This window comes from Streptosporangium sandarakinum (genome assembly GCF_050942225.1).
Lineage (GTDB): Bacteria > Actinomycetota > Actinomycetes > Streptosporangiales > Streptosporangiaceae > Streptosporangium > Streptosporangium nondiastaticum.
In genome coordinates, this window is record NZ_CP192034.1 from 5,693,952 (window position 1) to 5,716,389 (window position 22,438).

General features: G+C 74.0%; 20 protein-coding genes. 11 read left to right on the forward strand and 9 right to left on the reverse strand.

All coding sequences use genetic code 11. From position 1 onward, the window contains the following. Nucleotides 1-122: 122 nt before the first annotated feature. Together ACQP10_RS26460 and ACQP10_RS26465 are read right to left on the reverse strand one after the other, a co-directional pair. A complete protein-coding gene (locus tag ACQP10_RS26460) occupies nucleotides 123-659 on the reverse strand; it encodes a carboxymuconolactone decarboxylase family protein (protein ID WP_346022894.1) in 537 nt (178 codons plus the stop codon). After that, the gene (locus ACQP10_RS26465) at nucleotides 659-1,213 is read right to left on the reverse strand and encodes a peroxiredoxin (protein ID WP_179827174.1); all 555 of its coding nucleotides are present in this window, start codon (nucleotides 1,211-1,213) and stop codon (nucleotides 659-661) included. The genes ACQP10_RS26460 and ACQP10_RS26465 overlap by 1 nt, the downstream gene beginning before the upstream one ends. Before the next feature lie 154 nt (nucleotides 1,214-1,367). Here ACQP10_RS26465 and ACQP10_RS26470 point away from each other — a divergent pair, with 154 nt between their 5' ends. Next, nucleotides 1,368-2,255 carry a hydrogen peroxide-inducible genes activator gene (locus ACQP10_RS26470; RefSeq protein ID WP_433541945.1) on the forward strand — a complete coding sequence of 296 codons (888 nt, stop codon included), beginning with the start codon at nucleotides 1,368-1,370 and terminating at the stop codon, nucleotides 2,253-2,255. Between the two features lie 49 nt (nucleotides 2,256-2,304). Here ACQP10_RS26470 and ACQP10_RS26475 read toward each other — a convergent pair whose 3' ends face one another. Then, the gene (locus tag ACQP10_RS26475) at nucleotides 2,305-3,489 is read right to left on the reverse strand and encodes a pyridoxal phosphate-dependent aminotransferase (protein ID WP_399499302.1); all 1,185 of its coding nucleotides are present in this window, start codon (nucleotides 3,487-3,489) and stop codon (nucleotides 2,305-2,307) included. Between the two features lie 72 nt (nucleotides 3,490-3,561). On the opposite strand from ACQP10_RS26475, the gene ACQP10_RS26480 reads away from it, so the two are divergent. Further along, complete coding sequence (locus ACQP10_RS26480; RefSeq protein ID WP_399499303.1) at nucleotides 3,562-4,083, forward strand: AAA family ATPase; 522 nt, start codon at nucleotides 3,562-3,564, stop codon at nucleotides 4,081-4,083. A gap of 126 nt (nucleotides 4,084-4,209) precedes the next feature. Here the strand turns inward: ACQP10_RS26480 and ACQP10_RS26485 are convergent, their stop codons facing one another. Next, nucleotides 4,210-5,586 (reverse strand): GH1 family beta-glucosidase, encoded by a 1,377-nt coding sequence (locus ACQP10_RS26485; protein ID WP_433539929.1) that lies wholly within the window; start codon nucleotides 5,584-5,586, stop codon nucleotides 4,210-4,212. Between the two features lie 367 nt (nucleotides 5,587-5,953). On the opposite strand from ACQP10_RS26485, the gene ACQP10_RS26490 reads away from it, so the two are divergent. From ACQP10_RS26490 to ACQP10_RS26510, 5 genes are all read left to right on the forward strand, one after another. Beyond that, nucleotides 5,954-6,973, forward strand: coding sequence for a LacI family DNA-binding transcriptional regulator (locus ACQP10_RS26490; protein WP_433539930.1), 1,020 nt, complete (start codon nucleotides 5,954-5,956; stop codon nucleotides 6,971-6,973). A gap of 192 nt (nucleotides 6,974-7,165) precedes the next feature. Continuing rightward, nucleotides 7,166-8,170, forward strand: a complete 1,005-nt coding sequence (locus tag ACQP10_RS26495; protein WP_433539931.1) for a DUF418 domain-containing protein — start codon at nucleotides 7,166-7,168, stop codon at nucleotides 8,168-8,170. Between the two features lie 70 nt (nucleotides 8,171-8,240). Continuing rightward, a complete protein-coding gene (locus ACQP10_RS26500; RefSeq protein ID WP_399499307.1) occupies nucleotides 8,241-9,056 on the forward strand; it encodes a carbon-nitrogen hydrolase family protein in 816 nt (271 codons plus the stop codon). Between the two features lie 9 nt (nucleotides 9,057-9,065). Continuing rightward, entirely contained in the window at nucleotides 9,066-9,527 is a 462-nt protein-coding gene (locus tag ACQP10_RS26505) for a hypothetical protein (RefSeq protein ID WP_433539932.1), read from the forward strand. After that, nucleotides 9,524-9,955, forward strand: a complete 432-nt coding sequence (locus ACQP10_RS26510) for a hypothetical protein (protein WP_189245257.1) — start codon at nucleotides 9,524-9,526, stop codon at nucleotides 9,953-9,955. Before ACQP10_RS26505 ends, ACQP10_RS26510 begins: the two co-directional genes overlap by 4 nt. A 92-nt stretch (nucleotides 9,956-10,047) precedes the next feature. Here the strand turns inward: ACQP10_RS26510 and ACQP10_RS26515 are convergent, their stop codons facing one another. After that, nucleotides 10,048-11,544, reverse strand: coding sequence for a carboxyl transferase domain-containing protein (locus ACQP10_RS26515; RefSeq protein ID WP_399499309.1), 1,497 nt, complete (start codon nucleotides 11,542-11,544; stop codon nucleotides 10,048-10,050). A gap of 33 nt (nucleotides 11,545-11,577) precedes the next feature. Continuing rightward, nucleotides 11,578-12,732: a CaiB/BaiF CoA transferase family protein gene (locus ACQP10_RS26520; RefSeq protein WP_389996813.1), complete on the reverse strand. Its 1,155-nt coding sequence runs from the start codon at nucleotides 12,730-12,732 to the stop codon at nucleotides 11,578-11,580. 204 nt (nucleotides 12,733-12,936) lie between these two features. Between ACQP10_RS26520 and ACQP10_RS26525 the strand changes: the two genes are divergently transcribed. Beyond that, a complete protein-coding gene (locus ACQP10_RS26525; RefSeq protein WP_433539933.1) occupies nucleotides 12,937-13,533 on the forward strand; it encodes a uridine kinase family protein in 597 nt (198 codons plus the stop codon). 8 nt (nucleotides 13,534-13,541) lie between these two features. On the opposite strand, the gene ACQP10_RS26530 is transcribed toward ACQP10_RS26525, so the two are convergent. After that, the gene (locus ACQP10_RS26530) at nucleotides 13,542-15,764 is read right to left on the reverse strand and encodes a hypothetical protein (protein ID WP_433539934.1); all 2,223 of its coding nucleotides are present in this window, start codon (nucleotides 15,762-15,764) and stop codon (nucleotides 13,542-13,544) included. 220 nt (nucleotides 15,765-15,984) lie between these two features. On the opposite strand from ACQP10_RS26530, the gene ACQP10_RS26535 reads away from it, so the two are divergent. The 3 genes from ACQP10_RS26535 (at nucleotide 15,985) to ACQP10_RS26545 (ending at nucleotide 18,352) form a co-directional block, all read left to right on the forward strand. After that, complete coding sequence (locus ACQP10_RS26535; RefSeq protein WP_346022907.1) at nucleotides 15,985-16,377, forward strand: GntR family transcriptional regulator; 393 nt, start codon at nucleotides 15,985-15,987, stop codon at nucleotides 16,375-16,377. Nucleotides 16,378-16,414: 37 nt separating this feature from the next. After that, nucleotides 16,415-17,296, forward strand: a complete 882-nt coding sequence (locus ACQP10_RS26540; protein ID WP_346022908.1) for an ABC transporter ATP-binding protein — start codon at nucleotides 16,415-16,417, stop codon at nucleotides 17,294-17,296. Nucleotides 17,297-17,383: 87 nt separating this feature from the next. Then, nucleotides 17,384-18,352, forward strand: coding sequence for a hypothetical protein (locus ACQP10_RS26545; RefSeq protein WP_346022909.1), 969 nt, complete (start codon nucleotides 17,384-17,386; stop codon nucleotides 18,350-18,352). Between the two features lie 36 nt (nucleotides 18,353-18,388). Here the strand turns inward: ACQP10_RS26545 and ACQP10_RS26550 are convergent, their stop codons facing one another. Continuing rightward, nucleotides 18,389-20,305, reverse strand: a complete 1,917-nt coding sequence (locus ACQP10_RS26550) for a hydantoinase B/oxoprolinase family protein (RefSeq protein ID WP_433539935.1) — start codon at nucleotides 20,303-20,305, stop codon at nucleotides 18,389-18,391. Beyond that, nucleotides 20,295-22,370, reverse strand: coding sequence for a hydantoinase/oxoprolinase family protein (locus ACQP10_RS26555; RefSeq protein ID WP_433539936.1), 2,076 nt, complete (start codon nucleotides 22,368-22,370; stop codon nucleotides 20,295-20,297). Before ACQP10_RS26555 ends, ACQP10_RS26550 begins: the two co-directional genes overlap by 11 nt. Nucleotides 22,371-22,438 lie beyond the last annotated feature (68 nt).

Here is a 22,438-nt window from a genome sequence, read left to right on the forward strand (position 1 = left end):
CTACCACCCGGCATCCCCGGCCTCTCCGGAGCCTTCCGGAACCTTCCCGGAATCTTCCGGAACGCGAACGGGCGGGCGTCCTTTCAAGGACGCCCGCCCGTTCTCCGTGCGGGAGGAGAACCTCAGACGGCGGCCAGGGCCGCCTCGGCCTCCAGCGTCGCGGCGACGGCGTTGACCACCGCGGCGATCCGGACGGCCTCCTGAACCTGCTCGCGCGGCATGCCCGCCTGGCGCAGCACCTGCTCGTGCGACTCCAGGCACCGGCCACAACCGCCGATCGCGGAGACCGCGAGCGACCACAGCTCGAAGTCGACCTTCTCGACGCCGGGGTTGCCGATGATCGTCATCCGGAGCTTGGCCGGCATGGTGGCGTACGTCTCGTCACCGATCAGGTGCATCGACCGGTAGTAGACGTTGTTCATCGCCATGATCGCGGCGGCGCCCTTGGCAGCGGTGAACGCCTCGGCCGACAGGGTGTCGGCCGCCTCGGAGGCGATCTCGGCGATCACCCGCTGGGACCTGGTGGCCACCGCGCAGGCGAGCAGCGTCCCCCAGAGCTGCTGCTCGGTCAGCGAGGAGGTCGTGACCAGCGACCCGAGGTTGAGCTTGACGTCCTTGGCGTAGGCCGGCAGGGCGTCCTTCAGGCTGTCGACCGACATCAGGCGCCGGCCATCAGCTTCTGGGCGTCCAGACCGGCCTCGCCCTTGTTCCAGTTGCAGGGGCACAGCTCGTCCGACTGCAGCGCGTCGAGGACCCGCAGGACCTCCTTGACGTTGCGGCCGACCGAACCGGCGGTCACCATGACGAACTGGATCTCGTTGTTCGGGTCCACGATGAAGGTGGCGCGCTGGGCGACACCGTCCTCGCCCAGGATGCCCAGGGCCTCGGACAGCTCCCGCTTGATGTCGGACATCATCGGGAAGGGCAGCTCACGCAGGTCCGGGTGGTCCTTGCGCCACGCGTGGTGGACGTACTCGGAGTCGACGGAGAAGCCCAGGACCTGGGCGTCCCGGTCGGCGAACTCACCCTCGAGGCGGCCGAACTCGGCGATCTCGGTCGGGCAGACGAAGGTGAAGTCCTTCGGCCACGCGAAGTAGACCTTCCACTTGCCCTCGTAGGACTTGTGGGTGATGTCGGCGAAGGCGTTGTCGGCGTCCAGCGAGACGCACGCGGTCAGCTCGAACTCAGGGAAGTGGTCACCGATGGTGAGCAAGTCCGGATCTCCTTTGAAGAGGACTTCGTTGTCGGTGCCCTACCCTGCCGCATCTAGCATTGATCTGTGAAATCGAACGACCGGACCAATCCGAGAGGTGTTTCCTATCAGTGATCCAGTCCCCACCCTGGCCCAGCTGCGCGCCTTCCTCGCCGTGGCCGATCATCTGCACTTCAGGGAGGCGGCCGCGTCTCTCCGGATGAGTCAGCCCGCTTTGTCGGGGGCCGTATCGGCCCTGGAGGAGACTTTGCAGGCCCGGCTGCTGGAGCGCACCACCAGGAAGGTGCTGCTGACCCCGGCCGGCGAGCGGGTGGCCGAGCACGCCGCGCGGGTCATGGCCGCGGTGGAGGACCTGGTGGAGGAGGTGGCGCAGACCCGGGAGCCGTTCCGCGGCCCGGCGCACCTCGGGGTGATCCCCACCGTCGCGCCGTACGTGCTGCCCGTGCTGCTGCCGATGTTCGCCCGCGAGTTCCCCCGGCTCAAGCTGACCGTGCACGAGGCCAAGACCGAGACCATCCTGGAGGAGGTGCGCGAGGGCCGCCTCGACATGGTGCTGCTCGCGCTGCCGACCGACGCCGCGGGGCTGGTCGAGGAGCCCCTCTACGAGGAGGACTTCCTGCTCGCCGTACCCGCGGACCATCCCCTGGCCGCCGGGTCGGGGCCGGTGGACCGCGAGACGCTCAAGGGGCTGGACATCGTGCTGCTCAACCAGGGCCACTGCCTGCGCGAGCAGGCCATCGACGTCTGCCGCGAGGTCGGCGCCCGCGCCACCGCCACGACGTACGCGACCAGCCTGCCGACGCTGGTGCAGCTCGTGACGGGCGGGCTCGGGGTGACCCTGCTGCCGGAGTCGGCGGTCGCGGTGGAGACGGGCAGGCGCTCGCGGCCGGCGCTGCGCCGCTTCCGTGACCCGGTCCCGGGCCGCACCATCGGCCTGGCCTACCGCGCCAGCTCCGCCCGCACCGCCGAGTACGCCCAGATCGCCACCGCCATCCGCGCGGCCCTGCGCGCCAGACGCCTGCCGATCCGGATCGTCTCCTGACGGGGCGGACCCCCGTGCCTGGGGTCTGCGACGGATAGGATGCGACTCGTCACCGATGGTCACGATCGGTTTCGCCGAGGCGGGTCAGGCGGTGGACGGCCTCGTCGATGACCTCGTCCTTCTTGCAGAAGGCGAAGCGGACGAAGTGGGCGCCCCGTTCCGGGCGGGCGTAGAAGACCTGGGTGGGGATGGCCACCACGCCCGCCAGCGACGGCAGGTCGCGGGTGAGGGCCAGACCGTCGGCGAGGCCGAGCGGGCGGATGTCGGCCTGGACGAAGTAGGTCCCGGCCGGGCGGTAGACGTCGAACCCGGCCGCGGCTAGCCCGGCGCCCAGCCGGTCGCGCTTGGCCTGAAGGCCGTCGCGCAGCGCGGCGACCCACTCCATCTCGTGGCGCAGGCCGTGGGCCACGGCGAGCTGCCAGGGGGCGGCGGCGGTGAAGGTGAGGAACTGCTTGACGGTCTGCACGGCCCGGACCAGCTCCGGCGGCGCGCACACCCAGCCGGTCTTCCAGCCGGTCACCGAGAAGGTCTTGCCCGCGGAGGAGATCGTCACGGTGCGCTCGCGCATGCCGGGGAGGGTGGCGAGGGGGACGTGCTCGACGCCGTCGAAGGTGAGGTGCTCGTAGACCTCGTCGGTGACGGCGACCAGGTCACGCTCCCGGCACAGGTCGGCGATCTCCGAAAGTTCCGCCCGGTCGAGGACCGTGCCGGTCGGGTTGTGCGGGGAGTTGACCAGGATCGCCCGGGTGCGCGGACCCGCCGCGGCGCGCAGCTCGGCCGGATCGAAGGTGAAGCGGCCGCCGTCCGGACGCAGGGTGACCGGCCTGAGCACGGCTCCGGCCAGGGCGATCGCGGCGGCGTAGGAGTCGTAGTAGGGCTCGAAGGCGATCACCTCGTCGCCGGGCTCGCACAGAGCCAGGACCGACGCGGCGACCGCCTCGGTGGCCCCGACGGTCACCAGGATCTCCCCGTCGGGGTCGTAGGCGAGGCCGTAGTGCTCCTTGCGGTGCTCGGAGACGGCCTGGCGCAGCTCGGGGACGCCCGGCCCCGGCGGGTACTGGTTGTGCCCCTCCCGGACCGCCGACGCCGCCCGTTCCAGCATCGCCGCCGGACCGTCGGTGTCGGGGAAGCCCTGCCCGAGATTGATCGAACCGGTCCGTACGGCCAGCGCCGACATCTCCGCGAAGATCGTCGTGCCGAACCCGCGCATCCGCGCCACCAGGGGATCGTTCACCCGCCCAGGGTAACCGGCCCCGTATCCGCCGATCGAGCGCGAACCGGCCCCCGTCTCCGGTACTTTCACCGCATGATCATCTGGCTGAACGGCACCTTCGGCGCGGGCAAGACGACCACCGCGGGAGAGCTCGTCAAGCTCGTCCCGGACGCGCGGCTCTTCGACCCCGAAGTGGTCGGCCTCATGCTCCGGTACCTCAAGGTCCTGCCCAAGGTGCCGGACTTCCAGCAGTGGCCCGCCTGGCGCGACCTGGTCGTGGAGACCGCCGTCCGGGTGCTCGACCACGTCGGCGGGGTGCTCGTCGCCCCGCAGACGGTCCTGGTCAAGGGGTACTGGGCGGAGATCCGCGACGGCCTGGGGAAGGCCGGCGTCCCCGTCCGCCACTTCCTGCTCCACACCGACGAGGACACGCTCATCCACCGGATCGAGACCGACACCGTGGAGACCGGGGCCCGGCAGTGGCGCCTGGACCACCTCCCCCGCTACCGCGACGCCCTGCCCTGGCTGCGGCGGGCGGCGGAGGTCGTCGACACGACCGGGGTCGCGCCGGAGCGGGTGGCCCGCCTGGTCGCCTCCGCCGCGGGGTACAGGTGACCGGCGCCGGCAGTACCCGGGCGCGCGGCTTCCGCCCCGGTACGGGCCCCGCGGGCGCCCCCGCCCTGACGCGGACCCCGCCCGGACCCGGGAGGTCCGGACCCGGCCGGTTCAGACCCGGCCGGTTCAGATCCGGCCGGCGATGACGTCGCGGTACCAGCGGTAGCTGGCCTTGGGCGTGCGGGCCTGGGTGGCGTAGTCGACGTGCACCAGGCCGAACCGGGCGGCGTATCCCCGGGCCCACTCGAAGTTGTCCAGCAGCGACCAGCAGAAGTAGCCGCGCACGTCCACCCCGTCGTCGAGGGCGGCGCGGGTGGCGGCCAGGTGCGCGGCGAGGTAGGCGACGCGACCGGTGTCGTCGAGGTCGCCGTCGTCGCCGTAGCCGTTCTCGGTGACGAAGACCGGCGGCAGGCGGGGGAAGCGGGCGGCGAGGCCGGTGAGGGTGTCGCGCAGGCCGTCCGGCTCGATCCGCCAGCCCAGCCCGGTGACCGGCGGACCGTCCGGTGCGACCGTGCGGACGCCGATGTCGAAGGCCGAGCGCAGCGCCGGGTCGGGCTGGGCGTACGGCGCGGCGGCGGCGTGGATCGGGTAGTAGTAGTTGACCCCGAGGAAGTCCAGCGGCTCCGAGATCACCGCGAGGTCGCCGTCGCGGCGGAAGGAGAAGTCGCTGATCTCCCCGTAGACCTCGGCCATGTCCCCGGGATAGGCGCCGCCGAGCAGCGGCTCGGTGAACTGCCGGTTGACCATCAGGTCCATCCGGCGGGCGGCGGCCGCGTCCTCGGCCGACGGGCTCGCCGGCACGGCGGGCGACATGTTGAGCGTGACGCCGATCCGCTCCCCCGGGCGGGCCCGCTCCCGCAGCCGGGCGACCGCCAGGCCGTGCCCGACCAGCAGGTGGTGCGCCGCCGCCAGGGCGCCGTGCCCCTCACGGGCGCCGGGCGCGTGGCGGCCCTCGGCGTATCCGGTGACGGCGGAGCAGTAGGGCTCGTTCAGCGTGGTCCAGTACGGCACGCCCTCCAGGGCCTCGTGCACGACGGCGGCGTAGTCGGCGAACCGCTCGGCGGTGTCGCGGACCCGCCAGCCGCCCCGCTCCTCCAGCGCCTGGGGCAGGTCCCAGTGGTAGAGGGTGACGAACGGCGTGATGCCGCGCTCGCGGAGCGCGCCGACGAGGCGACGGTAGAAGTCGAGACCGCGCCGCTCGGGACGGCCGCCGCCCTCGGGGAGGATCCTCGGCCAGGCCACCGACAGCCGGTAGGCGCCGACGCCGAGACCGGCGAGGAGCTCCACGTCCTCGGGCCAGCGGCGGTAGTGGTCGCAGGCGGGGTCGCCCGACTCCCCCGCCGCCGTCGCGCCGGGCACCCGGCAGAAGGCGTCCCAGATCGACGGGCCCCGGCCGTCGGCGTCGACGGCCCCCTCGATCTGGTAGGCCGAGGTGGCCGCGCCCCAGACGAACCCGGCCGGGAAGCCCCCGGCCACCGGGGCGCGCTCTTCGGTCGCCGTCATCGGAGAACCCCCTGGAAGGCCGGTCGCGGAAAGGGCCGGAAGAGGAGGGGGCCGGCGGCCCTGACCGCCCCCGGCTCCCCCCGGCTCATCCCGGCTCGCCCGGCGACGGGGCCCGCGGTCCCTCGGGAAGAGGACGCGGCCGTCCCCGGCGGACGGGGCGTTCCGGGGAACGCGGGCCCGCCCGCCGGGAAAACGAGCGACTCGTCGAATTTCATATGGGAAACGCCTCCGTGTCAACCCGTTGAATATTCAGGACCGGTCTCCCGCACCCGCGATGAGCAGCGAACCCGCCTCCGTAACCCATAGAGGTGATTTATCTGTAACCGGTTACATGAAACCGGTTACAGATATGCGGTAGCGTGCGGCCGTGGCAACGATCCGAGACCTGGCCCGCCGGTGCGGCGTGTCGGTGGCGACCGTCTCCCGCGTCTTCAACAACCCCGACGCGGTGACCCGCGAGACGCGCGAGGCCGTCCTGCGCGCCGCCGCGCTCCTGGGCTACACCCCGAGCGCGCCGGCGCGGACCCTCGCCACCAAGCGGTCGCGCATGGTCGGCCTCGCGTGGGACACCGGCCGTCGCGGCCCCGGATGGCGCCACCCCTTCCTCCAGGAGCTCCTCGTCGGCCTGAAGACCGCGCTGAGCGAGCGGGGGTACCACCTGCTGATGCTCGCCACCGGCGAGGACGCCGACGGCCACCTGCGGGCCGTGCGGCGGCACAGCCTCGACGGCGTGGTGTTCATCGACGACGGCACCGCCGATCCCGCCCTCACCCGGCTGGCCGAGTCCGGCGTGCCCTGCGTCTCGCTGGACCGCCCGGTCACCGGCCGCCGGGCGACGTACGTCACCTCCGACAACGCGGGGGGCGCCGGCGCCGCCGTACGGCACCTGTACGAGCGGGGCCGGCGGCGGATCGCCACGATCGCCGGGCCCGGCCGCACGCACCCGGGGGCCGAGCGGCTGGCCGGCTACCGCGCCGCGCTCGCCGCCCTCGGCCTGCCGGTGCGCGACGAGTACGTCGTGGAGGGCGACTTCTACCTCGACGGCGGGCACGCCGCCATGCGGCGCCTGCTGGCGCTGGACGAGCGCCCCGACGCCGTCTTCGCCGCGGGCGACGAGATGGCGGTCGGCGCCGTCCGGGCCGCCCTGGAGGCGGGGCCGGACGTCCCCGGCGACGTCGCGGTGGCGGGGTTCGACGACATCGAGCCGGCCTCGCTGGTCCGGCCCGCCCTGACGACCGTCGCCCAGGACAGGGCGGGGTTCGGCGCGGCCGTCGCCGCCGCGCTCATCTCCATGATCGACGACCCGGACGCCGCGGCGCCGCCGCCCACGGTGCTGCCCGTCCGGCTGGTCGTCCGCGAGACGAGCGGGCCGCCCCGCGCCGGTTGACCACGCGGCCCGCCGGATCCGGCCGCACGGCGGGCCGGGCGTACGGCGGGACCGGGCATACGGCGGGTCCGGCCGTACGGCGGATTCGGGCGACCACGCGACGGGTCCGGCCGCACGGCGGGCCCGGCGGCCGGGACGCGCATCACCCGGGTGGCCTCCCCGTCCGGCGGCCGGTCTGGTTGTCTGGACTGCGTGAGCGAGACCCGACCCGCCGGGACGCCCCCGGCCACCGCGGCGCGCAGGCTGCACGAGCTGGACGTCCTGCGCGGCTTCGCGGTGTGCGGGATCATGGTGGTCAACGCCTGGCAGCACACCCGCGCGCACCTGCCGTCCCCGGACCGCGACGCGGTCGACTGGGGCGTCGAGAACCTCCTGCAGGGCAGGTTCTACCCGATCTTCTCGTTCCTGTTCGGGCTGAGCTTCGTGCTGTTCCTGCGGTCGGCGGCCGGGCGGTCGCGGCGCCCGCGGGCGGTGCTGCTGCGCAGGCTGGCGGTGCTGGCCTGCTTCGGCGCGCTCCACCGGCTGGTCAACCCGGACGAGGTGCTGCTGCCGTACGCGGCCTTCGGGGCGGCCGTCCTGCTGCCCGCCTCCTTCCTCCCCCGGGCGGCCGTGGCGGTGCTGGGCACGGCGGCCACCGCCTGGGCGGTGAACGAGGGCGGCGGGCTGATCCTGGTGCCGGGGCTGTTCCTGCTGGGCACGGCGCTGATGCGGTACGCCCCGCCGGAGCGGCTGCTGCCGCCCGCCTTCGCCGTCTCCGCGGTCCTGGCGATGGCGCTCACCGTCCTGTGGTTCCGCACCGCCGCCGACCCGGCCCTGTTCCACCGGGGCACCTACCCGGCGGCCGGGCTGGCCACGGCGGCGGCCTGCTGCACCGGGCTGCCGCTGCTCCTGCGGACCCGGGCCCGCCGCCCCCTGCTGGCGGCCCTGGCGCCGCTCGGCCGGATGGCGCTGACGAACTACCTGCTCAGCACCGTGGCGATCCTCGCGGCGCTGCCGCTGCTGCTGGCCGTCCCCACCAGGGCCGGCGTGCTCGCACTGTCGGCGGCCGTGCTGGCGGCGCAGATCGTCCTCAGCCGCCTGTGGCTGCGGCGGTTCCGCTACGGCCCCGCCGAGTGGCTGTGGCGCTGCCTGACATGGCTGGAGCGGGTGCCGAACCGCCGGGTAATGTCACAGACATCGACGGCCCCCTCCGCCTAGGGCCCGTCAGGCGGATCTCCGCCGCGGCGGGTCCCGGTGGGCGGGGGCCACACCGCTCAGGAGGCAACCGGTGACGCGCATCGCCCTGTGCCAGATCCCCGTCGATGAGGAGCCCGCCGTCAACCTGCGCCGCGCGCGCGAGGCGATGGAGCGGGCCGCCGCCGACGGCGCCGAGCTGGCGATCTTCCCCGAGGCCACCCTCACCCGGTACGGCAAGCGGATCACCGACCTGGCCGAGCCGCTGGACGGCCCCTTCGTCACCGGGCTGGCCGAGGCGGCCCGCGCGCACCGCATGGCGGTGATCGCGGGCGTGTTCGAACCCGGCGAGCAGCCGGGCGGGCCGGGGGGCGGCCGGGTGCGCAACACCGCGGTGGCGCTCGGCCCGTCCGGCGAGATCGCCGCGGCCTACCGGAAGATCCACCTGTTCGACTCCTTCGGGGCCCGCGAGTCGGAGCTGGTCGCACCGGGCGACACGCCGGCGGTGGTGGAGCTGGCCGGCCTGCGGGTCGGCCTCGTCACCTGCTACGACGTCCGCTTCCCCGAGCTGGGCCGAGCCCTGGTGGACCAGGGGGCCGAGGTGCTGGCGGTGATCGCGGCGTGGGGGTCCGGCCCGATGAAGGAGGAGCACTGGGCGACCCTGGTGCGGGCCCGGGCGATCGAGAACACGGTCTGGGTGGCGGCCGTGGGCCAGGCCCCCAACCCCGCGTCCCGCGACGGCTTCGGCGTCGGCCGCAGCATGCTGGTCGACCCGATGGGCGTCGTCCGCGCCGACCTGGGCCCGGCCCCCGGGGTGCTGACGTCCGTACTCGACCCTCAGATCACGATTGACACCCGGAATGCCCTGCCGTGCCTGGAACACCGGCGGCTCGGAGCCGGCGGATCGTAAAATGCGACCGTGAGTGATCCACCTGGGCGCAGAACGCAGATGCAGAAGGTCGTCCCGCCTCGGCTGCTCGTGCCCTACCTGTCAGGCAGGCGGACCGTCATCTCGGGATACGTCTACCGGGTGCAGGACTGCGCCCGCCTGACCACCCCCGCCCAGCTCTTCATGGGCCTCGACCTGGGTTTCGAGGGCTCGGAGCTGACCGTCACGACCCCGGAGATCTACCTCATGCGCTGGTTCGCCCGCGACATCGACAGCTACGTCGTGCCGTACGGCCCGCACATGGGTGGCGACTGGAACGATGCACCGCCGTTCACCGGGAACGGCTTCACGACCTCGCGCGAGCACGTCGTACCGCAGTTCCACACCATGCCCGTGCCGATCCCGGCCGGGGCGGAGATCGTCCACGTGACCGCGGACGGCGAGAGCCCGTTCGGCGTCTACGACGGCCTGACCTGGCGGCCGGCGGCATGAGCGACGAGATCGAGCCGGTGGCGTCGGGTTTCGTCGCCCACTACGGCGGGCGGACCCACGTCGCGGCCCTCGGCCCGGGCGCCTCGGAGGTCACCCTGTTCGACGAGGAGGCCCGGGAGGGCTTCGAGCCCGCCTCCGGGTACTGGCGGGCCGTGGTGGAGCGCGAGGACCTCGACCGGCTGGTGCTGGTCCGCACGACGGGCTCGTTCGGCGGCGAGCCGTGCCTCGTCCTCGACGTCTCCGAGGAGAACGGCGAGGAGAGCCTGCACATCGCCTACACCGGCCACAGCGGCCTCAAGGCCGAGGCGCTGGGCTACTGGATGGTCGACCACGGCGCCTACGAGGTCGTCGTGCCACGCGAGGAGGTCTTCTCCGTCCGCGTCGAGCGCGTCCCCGTCCCCCTCACCCTTCCCGCCGCCGAGGAGTGACCCCGGGGGCCGGTGCCGCCCCCGAGGGCACGCCCACATCGTGACCGCGGGGGCGGCCCGTGCTCGGGCACGGGCCTGCCGGCCGCCCCGACTCAGGACGTGCCGAGCCGCCGGTAGCGGGCCAGGCGGGCGGTGAGGCGGTCGGCGGGCGGGACGGCCAGCAGGCCGGCGATCTCGTGTTCGAGGGCGGCGGACACCCGGCGGCAGAACGCCTCCGGCTCGTAGGCGGCGTCGGGGAGCTCGGGGATGACCCGGTCCACGATGCCGTCGCGCCGCAGGTCGGTGGACTTCACGCCCTGGGCGGCGGCGATCTCGGGGGCGAAGTCCACGCTGCGGTACAGCAGCGCCGAGGCGCCCTCGGGGGGCAGCGGGGACAGCCAGGCGTGCTGGGCGCACAGCACCCGGTCTGCCGGGAGCAGGGAGAGCGCGGCGCCCCCGGCCCCTTCGCCGAGCAGCAGGCAGACGGTCGGGGCGTCGAGCGTCACCAGGTCGGCCAGCGACCGGGCGATCTCGGCGGCGAGGCCGCCCTCCTCGGCGGCCTTCGACAGCGCCGCCCCGGAGGTGTCGACCACGGTGACCAGCGGCAGGCCCAGCTCCGAGGCCAGGCGCATGCCGCGCCGGGCGACCCGCAGCCCGGCCGGGCCGAGCGGGGCCCCGGACCGCCGCCGCCCGCGGTCCTGGCCGAGCACGACGGCGGGGGCCTCACCGAAACGGGCCAGGGCGATGAGCAGGCCGGGGTCGTTCTCCCCCTCGCCGGTGCCGTTGAGCGGGGTGACGTCGGAGGCGCCGTGGCGCAGCAGGGCCCGCACCCCGGGGCGGTCGTCGCGGCGGGAGCGGATGACCGCCTCCCACGCATCGACCGGCTGGGCCGGCTCGTCCACCTCGGGCTCCTTGACCCGCACCTCGCGCGGCGCGCACAGCACGGCCAGCACGCCGGCGGCGATCCGCCGGACGTCCTCGGCGGAGACGACCGCGTCGATCAGGCCGTGGGCGAAGAGGTTCTCGGCGACCTGGACGCCCTCGGGGAACGGGTAGCCGTGCAGCGACTCGAACACCCGGGGCCCGAGGAACCCGATGAGCGCGCCCGGCTCGGCCGCGGTGACGTGCCCGAGCGAGCCCCAGGAGGCGAAGACCCCGCCGGTGGTGGGGTGGCGCAGGTAGACGATGTACGGCAGGCCCGCGGCGCGGTGCGCGGCGACCGCGGCGGTGATCTTCACCATCTGGGTGAAGGCCAGCGCGCCCTCCTGCATGCGGGTGCCGCCGGAGGCGGGCGCGGCCAGCAGCGGGAGCCGCTCGGCGGTGGCCCGCTCGACGGCCGCGGTGAGCCGTTCGGCCGCGGCCACCCCGATCGATCCGGCGAGGAAGGAGAACTCGCAGGCGACGACCGCGACCCGGCGGCCGTCCAGCAGTCCCTCGCCGGTGACGACCGACTCGTCGTATCCGCTCCGGGCGCGGGCCGCGGCCAGCTCCTCGGCGTAGTCGGACCCGTTCGGGGCCGGTTCGGCGGGCGGGGCGTCCCAGGACCGCCACGTCCCCGGGTCGAGGACGATGTCGATCATGGTGCGGGCGTCGGGACGGGTCGGGCTCATCGAGATCCTCCGGTTCCGGCCGGGAGGAGGGCGTCAGCCTTCACGCTCCTCCAGCCATGCGAGGACCTCGTCGTTGTGCTGGCCCAGGACCGGTGGGGCGGTGTGCCGGGCGGGCGGCTCGCCGTCGAAGCGCAGCGGCGGGCCGGGCAGTTCGATGGCGCCGAGCACGGGGTGGTCCACCTCGATGAGGAGGCCCTGCGAGCGGGTCTGCTCCCAGGCGTAGACCTCGTCGATGGACCTGACCGTCCCGGCGGACACGCCGGCCGCCTCCAGCGCGGCCAGCCAGTGGGCGCGGCCGTGCCCGGCCAGCGTCCGCTCGATGTCGGCGACGAGCTCGTCGCGGTGCTCGCACCTGTCGCGGTTCGTCGCGTATCCGGGGACGGCGGGGTCGAGGCCCAGCAGCGCGGCCACCTTCCGCCACTGCGCGTCGTTGCCCGCGGCGATCTGGATCATGCCGTCGGCGCAGCGGAACGCGCCGTAGGGGGCGATGGAGGGGTGGTGGTTGCCGACGCCCACGGGGACCTGGCCCGCGACGGTCCAGGCCGTGCCGTGGTAGGCGTGCACGGCGGCCACCGAGGCCAGCAGGGAGGTGCGCACGACCTTGCCGCGCCCGGTCCGTTCCCGTTCGTAGAGGGCGGCGGCCACGCCGTAGGCGCCGTGGATGCCGGCCAGCAGGTCGGCGATGGGAGAGCCGACCCGGTACGGCTCGCCGGGCGGGCCGGTGACGCTCATCAGCCCCGCCTCGCCCTGGGCGATCTGGTCGTACCCGGGACGGCCGCCCTCGGGGCCGTCGTGGCCGAACCCGGTGATCGACAGGATGACCAGGCGGGGGTTGAGCTCGTGCAGCCGCTCGACGGAGAAGCCCAGGCGGTCCAGGACGCCGGTGCGGAAGTTCTCGACCAGCACGTCGCTCCGCCGTACCAGGCGCTCGACGAGAGCTCTGCCCCCGGGTGTCTTGAGGTCGGCGGTGACCGAGCGTTTGTTGCGGTTGGCGGCGAGGAAATAGGTGGAGACGTCGGCGCCGGGACCGACGAAGGGCGGGCCCCAGCCTCTCGACTCGTCGCCGCCGTCGGGGTGCTCGACCTTGATCACCAGGGCGCCCAGGTCGCCGAGCATCTGCGCGGCGTGCGGCCCCGCGAGCGCACGCGACAGGTCGAGGACGACGATGTCTCCGAGGGCTCCATGCAAGATCAACCTCCGTCGGTGGTGGTCGAGCCTAGTCGAACCTGGGCGGGGAAATCATTCTCCGCCATCGGCGGGGCCGTTCCGTACCCCGGACCGCCGCGGCTTCCCACTAAACCATGACAGAAGTGAAAAATATTGTCAGAAACCACGGTCTCCCTGGGTATCCGCGGGTTTTTCCCCGGCTTTCCCATGGTTTCTAATGGAAAGGTGGATGTCATCTCCTTCGAGAATCTCGCCCGGACGGTTCTGGAACTGCCGCCGTCATGCGGCCCGGTCCGCGTCGTCGCGGTGGACGGGCCCGGCGGGTCCGGCAAGACGACCTTCGCCGGGCGGCTGGCGCGGACCCTGAACGCCCAGGTGGTCCACAGCGACGACTTCCCGGTGCCGTGGAACGAGCCGCCGGTGGCCTGGTTCCGGCACGTGGAGGAGGGGGTGCTCACCCCCCTGGCGGCCGGCCGGCCCGGTGGGTACCGCCGCTACGACTGGGTCCGGGAGACCCACACCGACTGGGTGGAGGTGCCGGTCGCGCCGGTGCTGCTGCTGGAGGGGGTGAGCACGGCCCGGCGCGACACCCCGACCGCCCTCACCGTCTGGGTGGAGGCGCCCGGCGACCTGCGGCTGGCGCGCGCCCTGGCCCGGGACGGCGCCGAGTTCGCGCCGCAGTGGAGCCGGTGGACGCGGTCCGAACAGGAGTGGTTCGCCACCGACGGCACCCGCGAGCGGGCCGACCTCCTCGTCGACGGCGCCGCCGTACCGGGCGAGTTCGTCCTGCTGGACCGGGCCGGCGAGGACGTCCCCGGCTGACCCCCGGCTCAGTCCTGCGCCGGCACGGTCGCGCAGGGGGCGTCGCCGCAGACGTCGACCACCAGGCCGTCCCGCAGGAAGTGTGCCTTCTGCACCCGCGCCCGGACGTCGTTGCGCGGGTCCTCGTGCGGGTCGTGCCCGTACTGCGGGCCGAGCGGGGGGACGTTCCCCGTCGGCGGGGCGGGCGTGCCGCTGTCCCAGACGACCAGCGCCGACCCCTCGTACGGCGCGCGGGGCAGCGCCCGCAGCCCCCAGAACGGCGTCACGTCCGGGCTGCGGCCCTCGGCGAGCGCGGGCCGGTGGACCCGGGCCCCGATCGTGCGGGCCTCCACCTCGGCGGTCACCGTGGCGACCTGGTGGTCGCCGAAGGCGGCGTGCAGCAGCACGCGGTGGCGGGGCGAGCCGGGCAGCGGGTCGTCGGTCAGGTGCTGGGCGTAGCCGTTCGTCTCGGCCCGGTCCCACAGCATCTGCATCAGCGCGAAGCAGACCTGCTGGGTGAGCCTGTCCGGGTAGGCGGCGTCCATGAGCCGCTGGAACGGCTGAAAGTCGACGCTGCGGTTGAGCAGCGTGCTGTAGTTCATCCCCGGCACGCCCAGCACGGCGTTGCGCACGTCGGGCGAGACGGCGACCAGCGCGCCGCCCGCGATGGCCCCCTGGCTGTTGCCGTCGTAGGCGAGACCGGCCCGCCGGTCGATCAGCGCCCTGCCGTGCCCGTCCTGGAAGGCTTCGTGGCCCGCGAAGCCGTCCTTGGCGGTCATCGCCCGGCCGAGGAGGACGAAGTTCAGCAGGCTCTGCTGGAGGCGGTCGGTGACCGTGCCGAACCGGGAGAGGTCCGCGAACACGCCCGCCACGTGCTGGACGTCCTCCTCCGCCATGCCGATCCACTTGGTCGCGCAGAAGACGAAGCCGTGCTCGGCGGCCATCGCCCGCACGTTGGCCGCGCGCACCTCGGTGGCCCGGCCCAGCAGGCCGTGGCCGTACAGGGCGGCGCGGGCGGGCCGCCGGAACGCCGAGCGCGGGATCTCGCACTGGTACTGCGCCTTCAGCGTGTCGCCGAGCGGGCGGGGCAGCCCGTCGGGGCCCCGGTTGAGGCTCGACCCGGGCGGGCCGCCGGGCTTGTCGAGGTAGTTGGGGACGGAGATCTCGCCGCTGACCTCGCGGGCGATGCCCGGGTCCTGCTCCGGCGTGAGATCGGTGACGGAGCCGACCGTGAACTCCGGCGAGCGGCCGCGCAGCGAGCGCAGCGTCCGGTCGCGCATGGCGAGCACCGGCCCGGCGATGCCCTGATCGCTGGTGACGGTGAAGTCCCAGGCCAGGTAGAGGCCCTCGGCGTCCACCCCGGCCCGGCCGAGGTCCTCGACCGTACGGCGCAGCGCCCGCTGCCGGGTGGCGAGCGGGTCCCGCGCGGGCAGGTCGTCGCCGAGGAGCCGGGCGAAGGTCTCCGGCGCCGGGATGTCGCGCCCGGTGGCGTCCTTGAGCCCGCGCAGGGCGACGGCGTAGCGGTGGCCCTCCCGGAAGTTGCGCGCCGGCCGGACGATCAGCGTCCGGCGGGCGGGGTCGGCGGCGTTCGCGTCCAGCTCCGCCCAGTACGGCCAGCGCTCCCCGGTACGGGTGTCCACGATCACGACGGGGGCGTCGCGGCGCAGCGACCACCCGATGTCGGTGACCGGCGCGGCACCCGTCCTGCCCAGGTCGATCCCGGGGACGTGGGCCAGCAGCATGGACCCGGGTGAGAAGCCGTCGGCGGCGTTCCACTGCGCCGGGTCGACGGGAACGCCCGCCGCGTTGCGCGGCATCGCCTCGGCCGCGAGGTTCACCCGCAGCCCGGTGCGGGTGCGCGCCCGGGTGGTGAACCAGTCGTTGGGGAACGGCAGCAGGCACTCGGCGCCGGCGACGGGATCGCATCCGGCGGTGCCCGGGGCGGGCGGCACGGGCTGGACGGGCTCGGCGTGCGCGGCGGTCTTCGAGAGCGTCGTCGCGACGGCCTCGGAGAGGGACTTCGCGGCGGCCCTGGAGAGGGTCTGCGCGGCGGCCCCGGAAAGGGACTCCGCGGCGGTCTTCGCGGGAGCCTTCGCGGCGGTCCCGGAGAGGGACTTCGCGGTGGTCCGCGCGGCGATCTCCACCGCGGTCCCCGCGGGAAGGGGACCGGTCTCCGCGGGGGCGGGCGCGGCCGTGATCGATAAGGAAGCCGCGGCCAGCGCGAGGCTGGCCACCACCGATCGAAGGCGCATGCGCGTCCCATCCCGTCTCCCGGATCGCCCCGGGTACGGCGACGATCACGAATGCCCAACCGAAGCAGAACCCAGGACGATCCACTCGTCAATGGGAGATCACAGGATGACGTCAAAGTGTGTCGAACCCGTTGTAAGAGCCCGTACGGCGGAGGCGCGGCTTGACACGCGCCGGGGAGATCTCCACTATTTCCCTAATCTAATAGTGAAAGGTGGCGGCATGATCGAATTCCGCCTCGACCGGGGGTCGGGGGTGGCGACCTACCTCCAGCTCGTCCAGCAGGTACGCCACGCCCTCCGCCTCGGCGTGCTGCAACCCGGCGACCGGCTGCCCACCGCCAAGGAGGTCGTGGCCCAGCTCGCGATCAACCCCAACACCGTGCTCAAGGCCTACCGCGAGCTGGAACGGGAGGGCCTGGTCACCGGGCGGCCCGGCCTCGGCACGTTCGTGCAGCGGTCGCTGGGCCAGACCTCCATGGACGACCGCGCCCGGCTGCGCGCCGAGCTGGTCCGCTGGGTGCGCGACGGCCGCCAGACCGGCCTGACCCTGGAGGACCTGGAGGCGCTCATCGCCTCGGTCCTGACCGACTCCTTCCGGCAGGAGATCGCATGAACGTGCTGAAGACCCCCTCTTTCCGGCGGGGGATCGCATGAACGCGCTGGAGACCACCGGCCTGGGCATGCGCCACCGGCGCACCTGGGCGCTGCGCGACTGCTCGGTGGCGGTCCCGGCCGGCCGGGTCGCCGCCCTGGTCGGGCCGAACGGCGCGGGCAAGACCACCCTGCTCCGGCTCGCCGTGGGCCTGCTCACCCCGACCACGGGACAGGTGCGGGTCTTCGGCCGCCCGGCCCGCGAGAGCGGGGAGCGGACGGCGTTCGTGGCCCAGAACAAACCGCTCTACACCGGCTTCCGGGTGTCGGAGATGCTCCGGTTCGGACGCGGACTCAACCCCCGCTGGGACGACGCGGCGGCCCGGCGGCGGCTGACCGAGCTGGGCATCCCGCTCGACCGCAGGGTCGGCCGGCTCTCCGGCGGCCAGCGGACGCAGGTGGCGCTGACCGTCGCGCTGGCCAAGCGCCCCGACCTGCTGATGCTGGACGAGCCGCTGGCCGACCTGGACCCGCTGGCCCGCGACGACGTGGCGCGCGGCCTGATGGGCGAGGTGGCCGAGACCGGGCTGACGGTGCTGCTGTCCTCGCACGTCGTCTCCGAACTGGAGGGCGTCTGCGACTGGCTGGTCGTGGTCAACGGGGGCCGGGTCCAGGTCAGCGGCGACATCGACGATCTGATGGCCCGGCACAGCCTGCTGACCGGACCGGCCGAGACCGCCGACGCGCTCGCCGCCCGGCTGCCGGTGGTCTCCCGGAGCGGCGCCGGGCGGCAGGTCACCCTGCTCGTCCGCGACGGCGCTCCGCCGCCCGACCCGCGCTGGAGCGCCCGCCCCGTGACGCTGGAGGAGATGGTGCTGGCCTACCTCCGCGCCCCCGACGCCGCGGCGCTCCCCCGCCCCGCCCTGTCCCCCGCGCACTGACCTCCGCACCCGGGCCCGCCGCTCCGGCCGGGCCTCTTGTGGCTCCTTCGACGAGCCCTCCGCGAGTCCCTTCGAGAGGAACCCTCCTTGTTCTGGCTGACCTGGCGGCAGCACCGCGTGCAGATCCTGGTGACCGGCGGGCTGCTGCTCGCCCTGGGAGCCCTGCTGCTCGTCTCCGGCCTGCGCGCCTCCGCCTACATCGCCCAGCACGCGCCGTCCGGCTGCCCCGGTCCCGGCGTCGCGTGCCGGGACATCAACTCGGTCCTCTACGAGGACTACTACAACCCCGTCTACCTGGTCTTCGGACTGCTTCCCTTCCTCGGCGCCGGGCTGGTCGGGGCGTTCTGGGGCGCGCCGGTGCTCGCCGCGGAGTTCGAACGCGGCACCAACGCCCTCGCCTGGACCCAGTCGACGCCGGTCCGGCGGTGGCTGGCCGTCAAGCTGACGACGCTCGGCGGGATCGTCGTGGCCGCCGCGCTCGCCGTGTCGGTGATGATCGGCCTGTGGCTGACGGTGTTCGAGGGCGCCGTCGGCGAGCGGAGGCTGCAGGCCGGGACGTTCACCATGATCGGGGTCGTCCCGGCCGCGTGGTGGCTGTTCGCCTTCACGCTGGGCACCGCCGCCGGGGCGCTCCTCCGCCGCACCCTCGCGGCGATGGCCGTGACCGTGGCGGTGATCGCCCTCGTGATCCCGGCCGTCTTCTTCTCCCGGGACGCCTACGCCGAGCCGGTGCGGACCGTCACCGCCGAGCGGACGGCGCTGTACGAACGGGGCGACGTGCTGGTCAGGGAGTCCTGGGTGGCCCCCTCGGGCCGGGAGATCGCGGCCCCGCCCCCCGCCGCCTGCCCGCCCCCGGCCGGGATGGACGTCCGCTCCGAACGTGCCCAGCTCCTCAGGGAGGAGTGCCTGGTCGCCGCGGGCTACCGCAGGGCGATCTACCACCACCCCGTGGACCGGTTCTGGCGCTTCCAGTGGACCGAGACGGCCATCCTGCTCACCGGCGCCCTCGCCTTCGGCGCCCTCGCCGTCGTCCGCACCCTCCGCCACCGCGGCTGAACCGCACCGCCCCGGCACCCGGGTCGCCCGGAGCCGTCACCTGAGGTCCACCTCGGCGTACGGCAGGCCGCCGGACAGCGACGGGAAGCCGGGGCCGCGGTCGAAGAAGGGCACGGTGCCGGGGAGCGCGGCGCGAAGCCTCGCGCGGTGCAGGGCGGTGGCCTCGGCGTCGACCAGCGGCCCGTCCGCGGACTCCGCGAGACCCACGGGCTCCGCGCGGCCGGAGCCGCCTGGGGCGTCCGGCCCTCCGGACTCGCCGGAAAGGCGCAGGACCACCCCGTAGTCGTCGCGGGCGCTCTCCGGCGAGACCTTGCCGTCGCGGACGTCGGCGGCCACCGCCTCAGGGTCGCGGTCCAGCGGGCAGCCCCAGCCGCCGCCCCCGGTGGTGCGCACCCGGATGACCTCCCCGGCGCGGACCGGGGCGTCGTCCACCAGGCCCTCCATCACCCGGCCCTCGATCTCCACGGAGAACGGCCGCCCGGCCCGCCCGCCGTTCACCCCCCAGCACGACAGGATCGACCGGTCGGCGATGGACATGAACGAGGCGTCGCGCAGCATCCGCACGTGCTTGTCATATCCGAGGCCGCCCCGGTGCAGGCCGGGGCCGCCGGAGTCGCGCGCCAGGCCCAGCCGCTCGACCCGCAGCGGCCAGCGGGACTCGGCGAACTCCACCGGGATGTTGCGCGAGTCGGGCACGACGTGGATGGTGTCCTCGCCGTCGGCGTACCACCGGCCGCCCGAGCCGCCGCCGAGGACCTCCCGCATCAGGTACGGCGCGCCGTCCGCACCGGTCCCGTGGACGCCGGTGTAGCGGATGGTCTCCTGGTCGGCCGGCATCCGCCCGCCGGTGGCCTTGGCCAGCACCCCGGCCAGCACGCCGAGCAGCCGCAGGATCACGAACGTGCGGGCGTTGGTGGGGGCCGGGAAGATCGGGGTGAGCAGCGTGCCCTTCTCCGGGAAACGCATCCCGATCAGCGGGACGACGCCCTCGTTGACGTCCAGCTCGGCCATCCGATCGGGGGTGTCGGCGAGGTTGCGCAGGACCGGCGCGAGCCACTTCTTCAGGAACACCCCGTCGGCGTAGTCGCCCGCGTGGTTGATCGGCCCCCTGGCCTGCGGCGAGGTGCCGGTGAAGTCGATGACCAGCGGCGGGGCGGCGGAGTGGTCGACGGTGAGGGTGATCCGCTGGGCGTGCAGCCGGGGCGGGTCGACGCCGTCGTGCTCGGCGTAGTCCTCCCAGACGTGGACCCCTTCGGGGATCTTCGCCAGCAGCTCCCTGCGGAACGTCTCGGCGGTGTTCACGATGATCGCGTCGAAGCACGCCTCGACCGCCTCACGCCCGTAGCGGGCGAACAGCTCCGCCAGCCGCCGGGCGCCCATCAGGCAGGCCGAGCACTCGGCGTCCAGGTCGCCGGCCAGCGAGTCGGGCATGCGCGAGTTGCGGGTCATGATGGTGAGCGCCGCCCGGTTGGGCACACCCCGGTCCCACAGTCTGATCGGCGGGACCATGAGGCCCTCCTCGAACACGCTGCGCGCGTGCGAGGGCATCGACCCCGGAACCGCCCCGCCGATGTCGTCGTGGTGCCCGAACGCCTGCACGAAGGCCACCACGGCGCCGTCGTGGAAGACCGGGACCGTCACGCACAGGTCGGGCAGGTGGCCGATGCCGCCCTCGGACAGGTAGACGTCGTTGTGGAAGAACACGTCGCCGGGGTTCATCTCCGCGATCGGGAAGTCGCGGACCACGGGCTGGACCAGCGCCGAGTACGACCTGCCGGTGAGCTTGCGCAGCCGCGCGTCGTGGATGCCGGCACGGAAGTCGTGGGCGTCGCGGATCATCGGCGAGCGGGCGGTGCGCGCGATGGCGGTCTCGACCTCCCGTTCCACCGAGGCGAGCGTGCCCTCGACGATCTCCACCAGCACCGGATCGGCCGGCGGTCGCTCAGGGTCCACGGCGCACCTCCAGGTTCCCGTACTCGTCCATCCGCGCCGTGAAGCCCGGGTGCAGCGGCAGCGTGGAGCCGTACTCCTCGATGACCGCCGGACCGCGGACGGTCATCCCGGGGGCCAGCGCGGCGCGGCGGTGGATCGGCACCCGCGCCCACCCGTCGTGGAAGACCTCCCGGACCGCCGCCGGCGGCGGGGGTTCCGCCGCGCCGTACGGCCTGCGCCGGACGGCCGGGCGGGTGATCGGGCCGATGCCGGAGACGCGGAGGTTGACCCATTCGACGCCGTGGCGGGGGTCGTCGCGGTAGCCGTACCCGTACAGCCGCCGGTGGGCCTCGTGGAAGCGGTCGAGCACCTCGGCCCGCCACGCCTCGTCCGGCGGCCCGGCCGGGACGGGTACCCGCACCTCGTACGCCTGCCCGTAGTAGCGCAGGTCGGCGCTGCGGGTGTAGACGTGCCGGTCGGCGGGGAAGCCCTCGCGGGTCAGGGCCTCGGCGGCCCGTCCCTCCAGCTCGCCGAAGACGTCGGCGGCGTCGGCGAGGGAGAGGTCCCGGGTGACGAAGGTGCGCACGTGGTCGTCCTTGACGTCCACGGTGAGCAGGCCGAACGCCGACACGTTGCCCGGGTCGGGCGGCACCAGCACCGACGGCAGGCCGAGGATGTCGATCAGGCGGCACGCCAGCAGCGGTCCCGAGCCGCCGAACGCCACCATGGGGAAGTCGCGCACGTCCAGGCCCCTGCCGACGGTGATCCGGCGGATCGCGTTGGCCTGGTTGAAGGCGCTGATCTCCAGGATGCCGACGGCGGTCCGCTCGGCGCTCAGCCCGAGCTTGCCCGCCAGTTCCTCGACGCCCCGCCTCGCGGCGTCGGCGTCGAGCGGGATCTCCCCGCCCAGCAGGTACGGCGGGACCCGACCGAGGAAGACGTGCGCGTCGGTGACGGTGACGTCGGTGCCGCCGCGGCCGTAGCAGAGCGGCCCGGGGTCGGCCCCGGCAGACCGGGGGCCGGCCTTGAGCGTGCCCTCGGGCGAGATCCACGCGACGGAGCCCCCGCCCGCGCCGACGGTCACGATGTCGATCATCGGGATCTTGCACGGGTAGCGGCCGACGGAGCCCTCCGTGGTCAGCGACGGCTCGCCGTCGACCACCACCGCGACGTCGGTGGAGGTGCCGCCGCCGTCCAGGGTGATCACCGAAGCGTGACCGGCGGTGGAGGCGATCAGCGCGGCGCCGAGCGCGCCCGCCGCCAGGCCGGAGAGCACCGTGGTGACGGGCCGGTGCACGACCTCGGCCGCCGACAGCACGCCGCCGTTGCTCTTCATGACCGAGAACGGCATGCCGAGCCGGTCGGCGAGCCCGGCGATGTAGCGGCGCACGGTCGGCTTGACGGCGGCGTCCACCAGGGTCGTGACGGACCTCTCGTACTCGCGGTACTCGCGCAGCACGTCGCTGGAGATCGAGACGACCGCCTCGGGATGCTCCCGCGCCAGGACCTCGCGCATGCGCAGCTCGTGCGCGGGGTCGGCGTAGGAGTGCAGGAAGCACACGCCGATCGCGGTGATCCCCCGCTCCCGGAACCACCTGGCCGCCGCCACGGCCTGCTCGACGTCGAACGGCCGGACCTCGGCGCCGGTGTGGTCCAGGCGCCCGCCGACGGTTCTGACCCGATGTACCGGGACGATCCGCGGCGGCTTGACCCAGAAGTAGGAGTTGCCGTAGCCGTCCGGGACGCTCTGCCGGGCGATCTCCAGGATGAACTCGAACCCCTCGGTGGTGACGAACCCGAGGCCGGAGACGCGGTCCTCCAGGAGCTGGTTGGTGGCGACGGTCGTACCGTGGACGACCGCGGTCACGCTCTCCAGGCCCCCGGCCCCGGCTGCGGCCTCGGTTCCGGCTCCGGCTCCGGCTCCGGCCGCGGCGAGGACCTTGCGCACCCCCTCCATGAACCCGTCCGCCGGGTCGGCGGGCGTGGAGGGGGTCTTGACGGTGGTGATCTCCCCGGTCCGCTCGTCCACCGCGACCACGTCGGTGAACGTGCCGCCGGTGTCGACCCCGATACGGACGCTGCGCATGCTCCCGTGTCTACCCAGTACGGCGGGACCGGCGAATCGGCGGACCCTGCCGAAGCCGCGCGGGGCCG

Coding starts and splice junctions, on each gene's coding strand:
- ACQP10_RS26460 (WP_346022894.1), bottom strand. CDS start 659: ATGTCGGTCGACAGCCTGAAGGACGCCCTGCCGGCCTACGCCAAGGAC.
- ACQP10_RS26480 (WP_399499303.1), top strand. CDS start 3,562: ATGATCATCTGGCTGAACGGCACCTTCGGCGCGGGCAAGACGACCACC.
- ACQP10_RS26485 (WP_433539929.1), bottom strand. CDS start 5,586: ATGACGGCGACCGAAGAGCGCGCCCCGGTGGCCGGGGGCTTCCCGGCC.
- ACQP10_RS26510 (WP_189245257.1), top strand. CDS start 9,524: ATGAGCGACGAGATCGAGCCGGTGGCGTCGGGTTTCGTCGCCCACTAC.
- ACQP10_RS26515 (WP_399499309.1), bottom strand. CDS start 11,544: ATGAGCCCGACCCGTCCCGACGCCCGCACCATGATCGACATCGTCCTC.
- ACQP10_RS26530 (WP_433539934.1), bottom strand. CDS start 15,764: ATGCGCCTTCGATCGGTGGTGGCCAGCCTCGCGCTGGCCGCGGCTTCC.
- ACQP10_RS26535 (WP_346022907.1), top strand. CDS start 15,985: ATGATCGAATTCCGCCTCGACCGGGGGTCGGGGGTGGCGACCTACCTC.
- ACQP10_RS26540 (WP_346022908.1), top strand. CDS start 16,415: ATGAACGCGCTGGAGACCACCGGCCTGGGCATGCGCCACCGGCGCACC.
- ACQP10_RS26555 (WP_433539936.1), bottom strand. CDS start 22,370: ATGCGCAGCGTCCGTATCGGGGTCGACACCGGCGGCACGTTCACCGAC.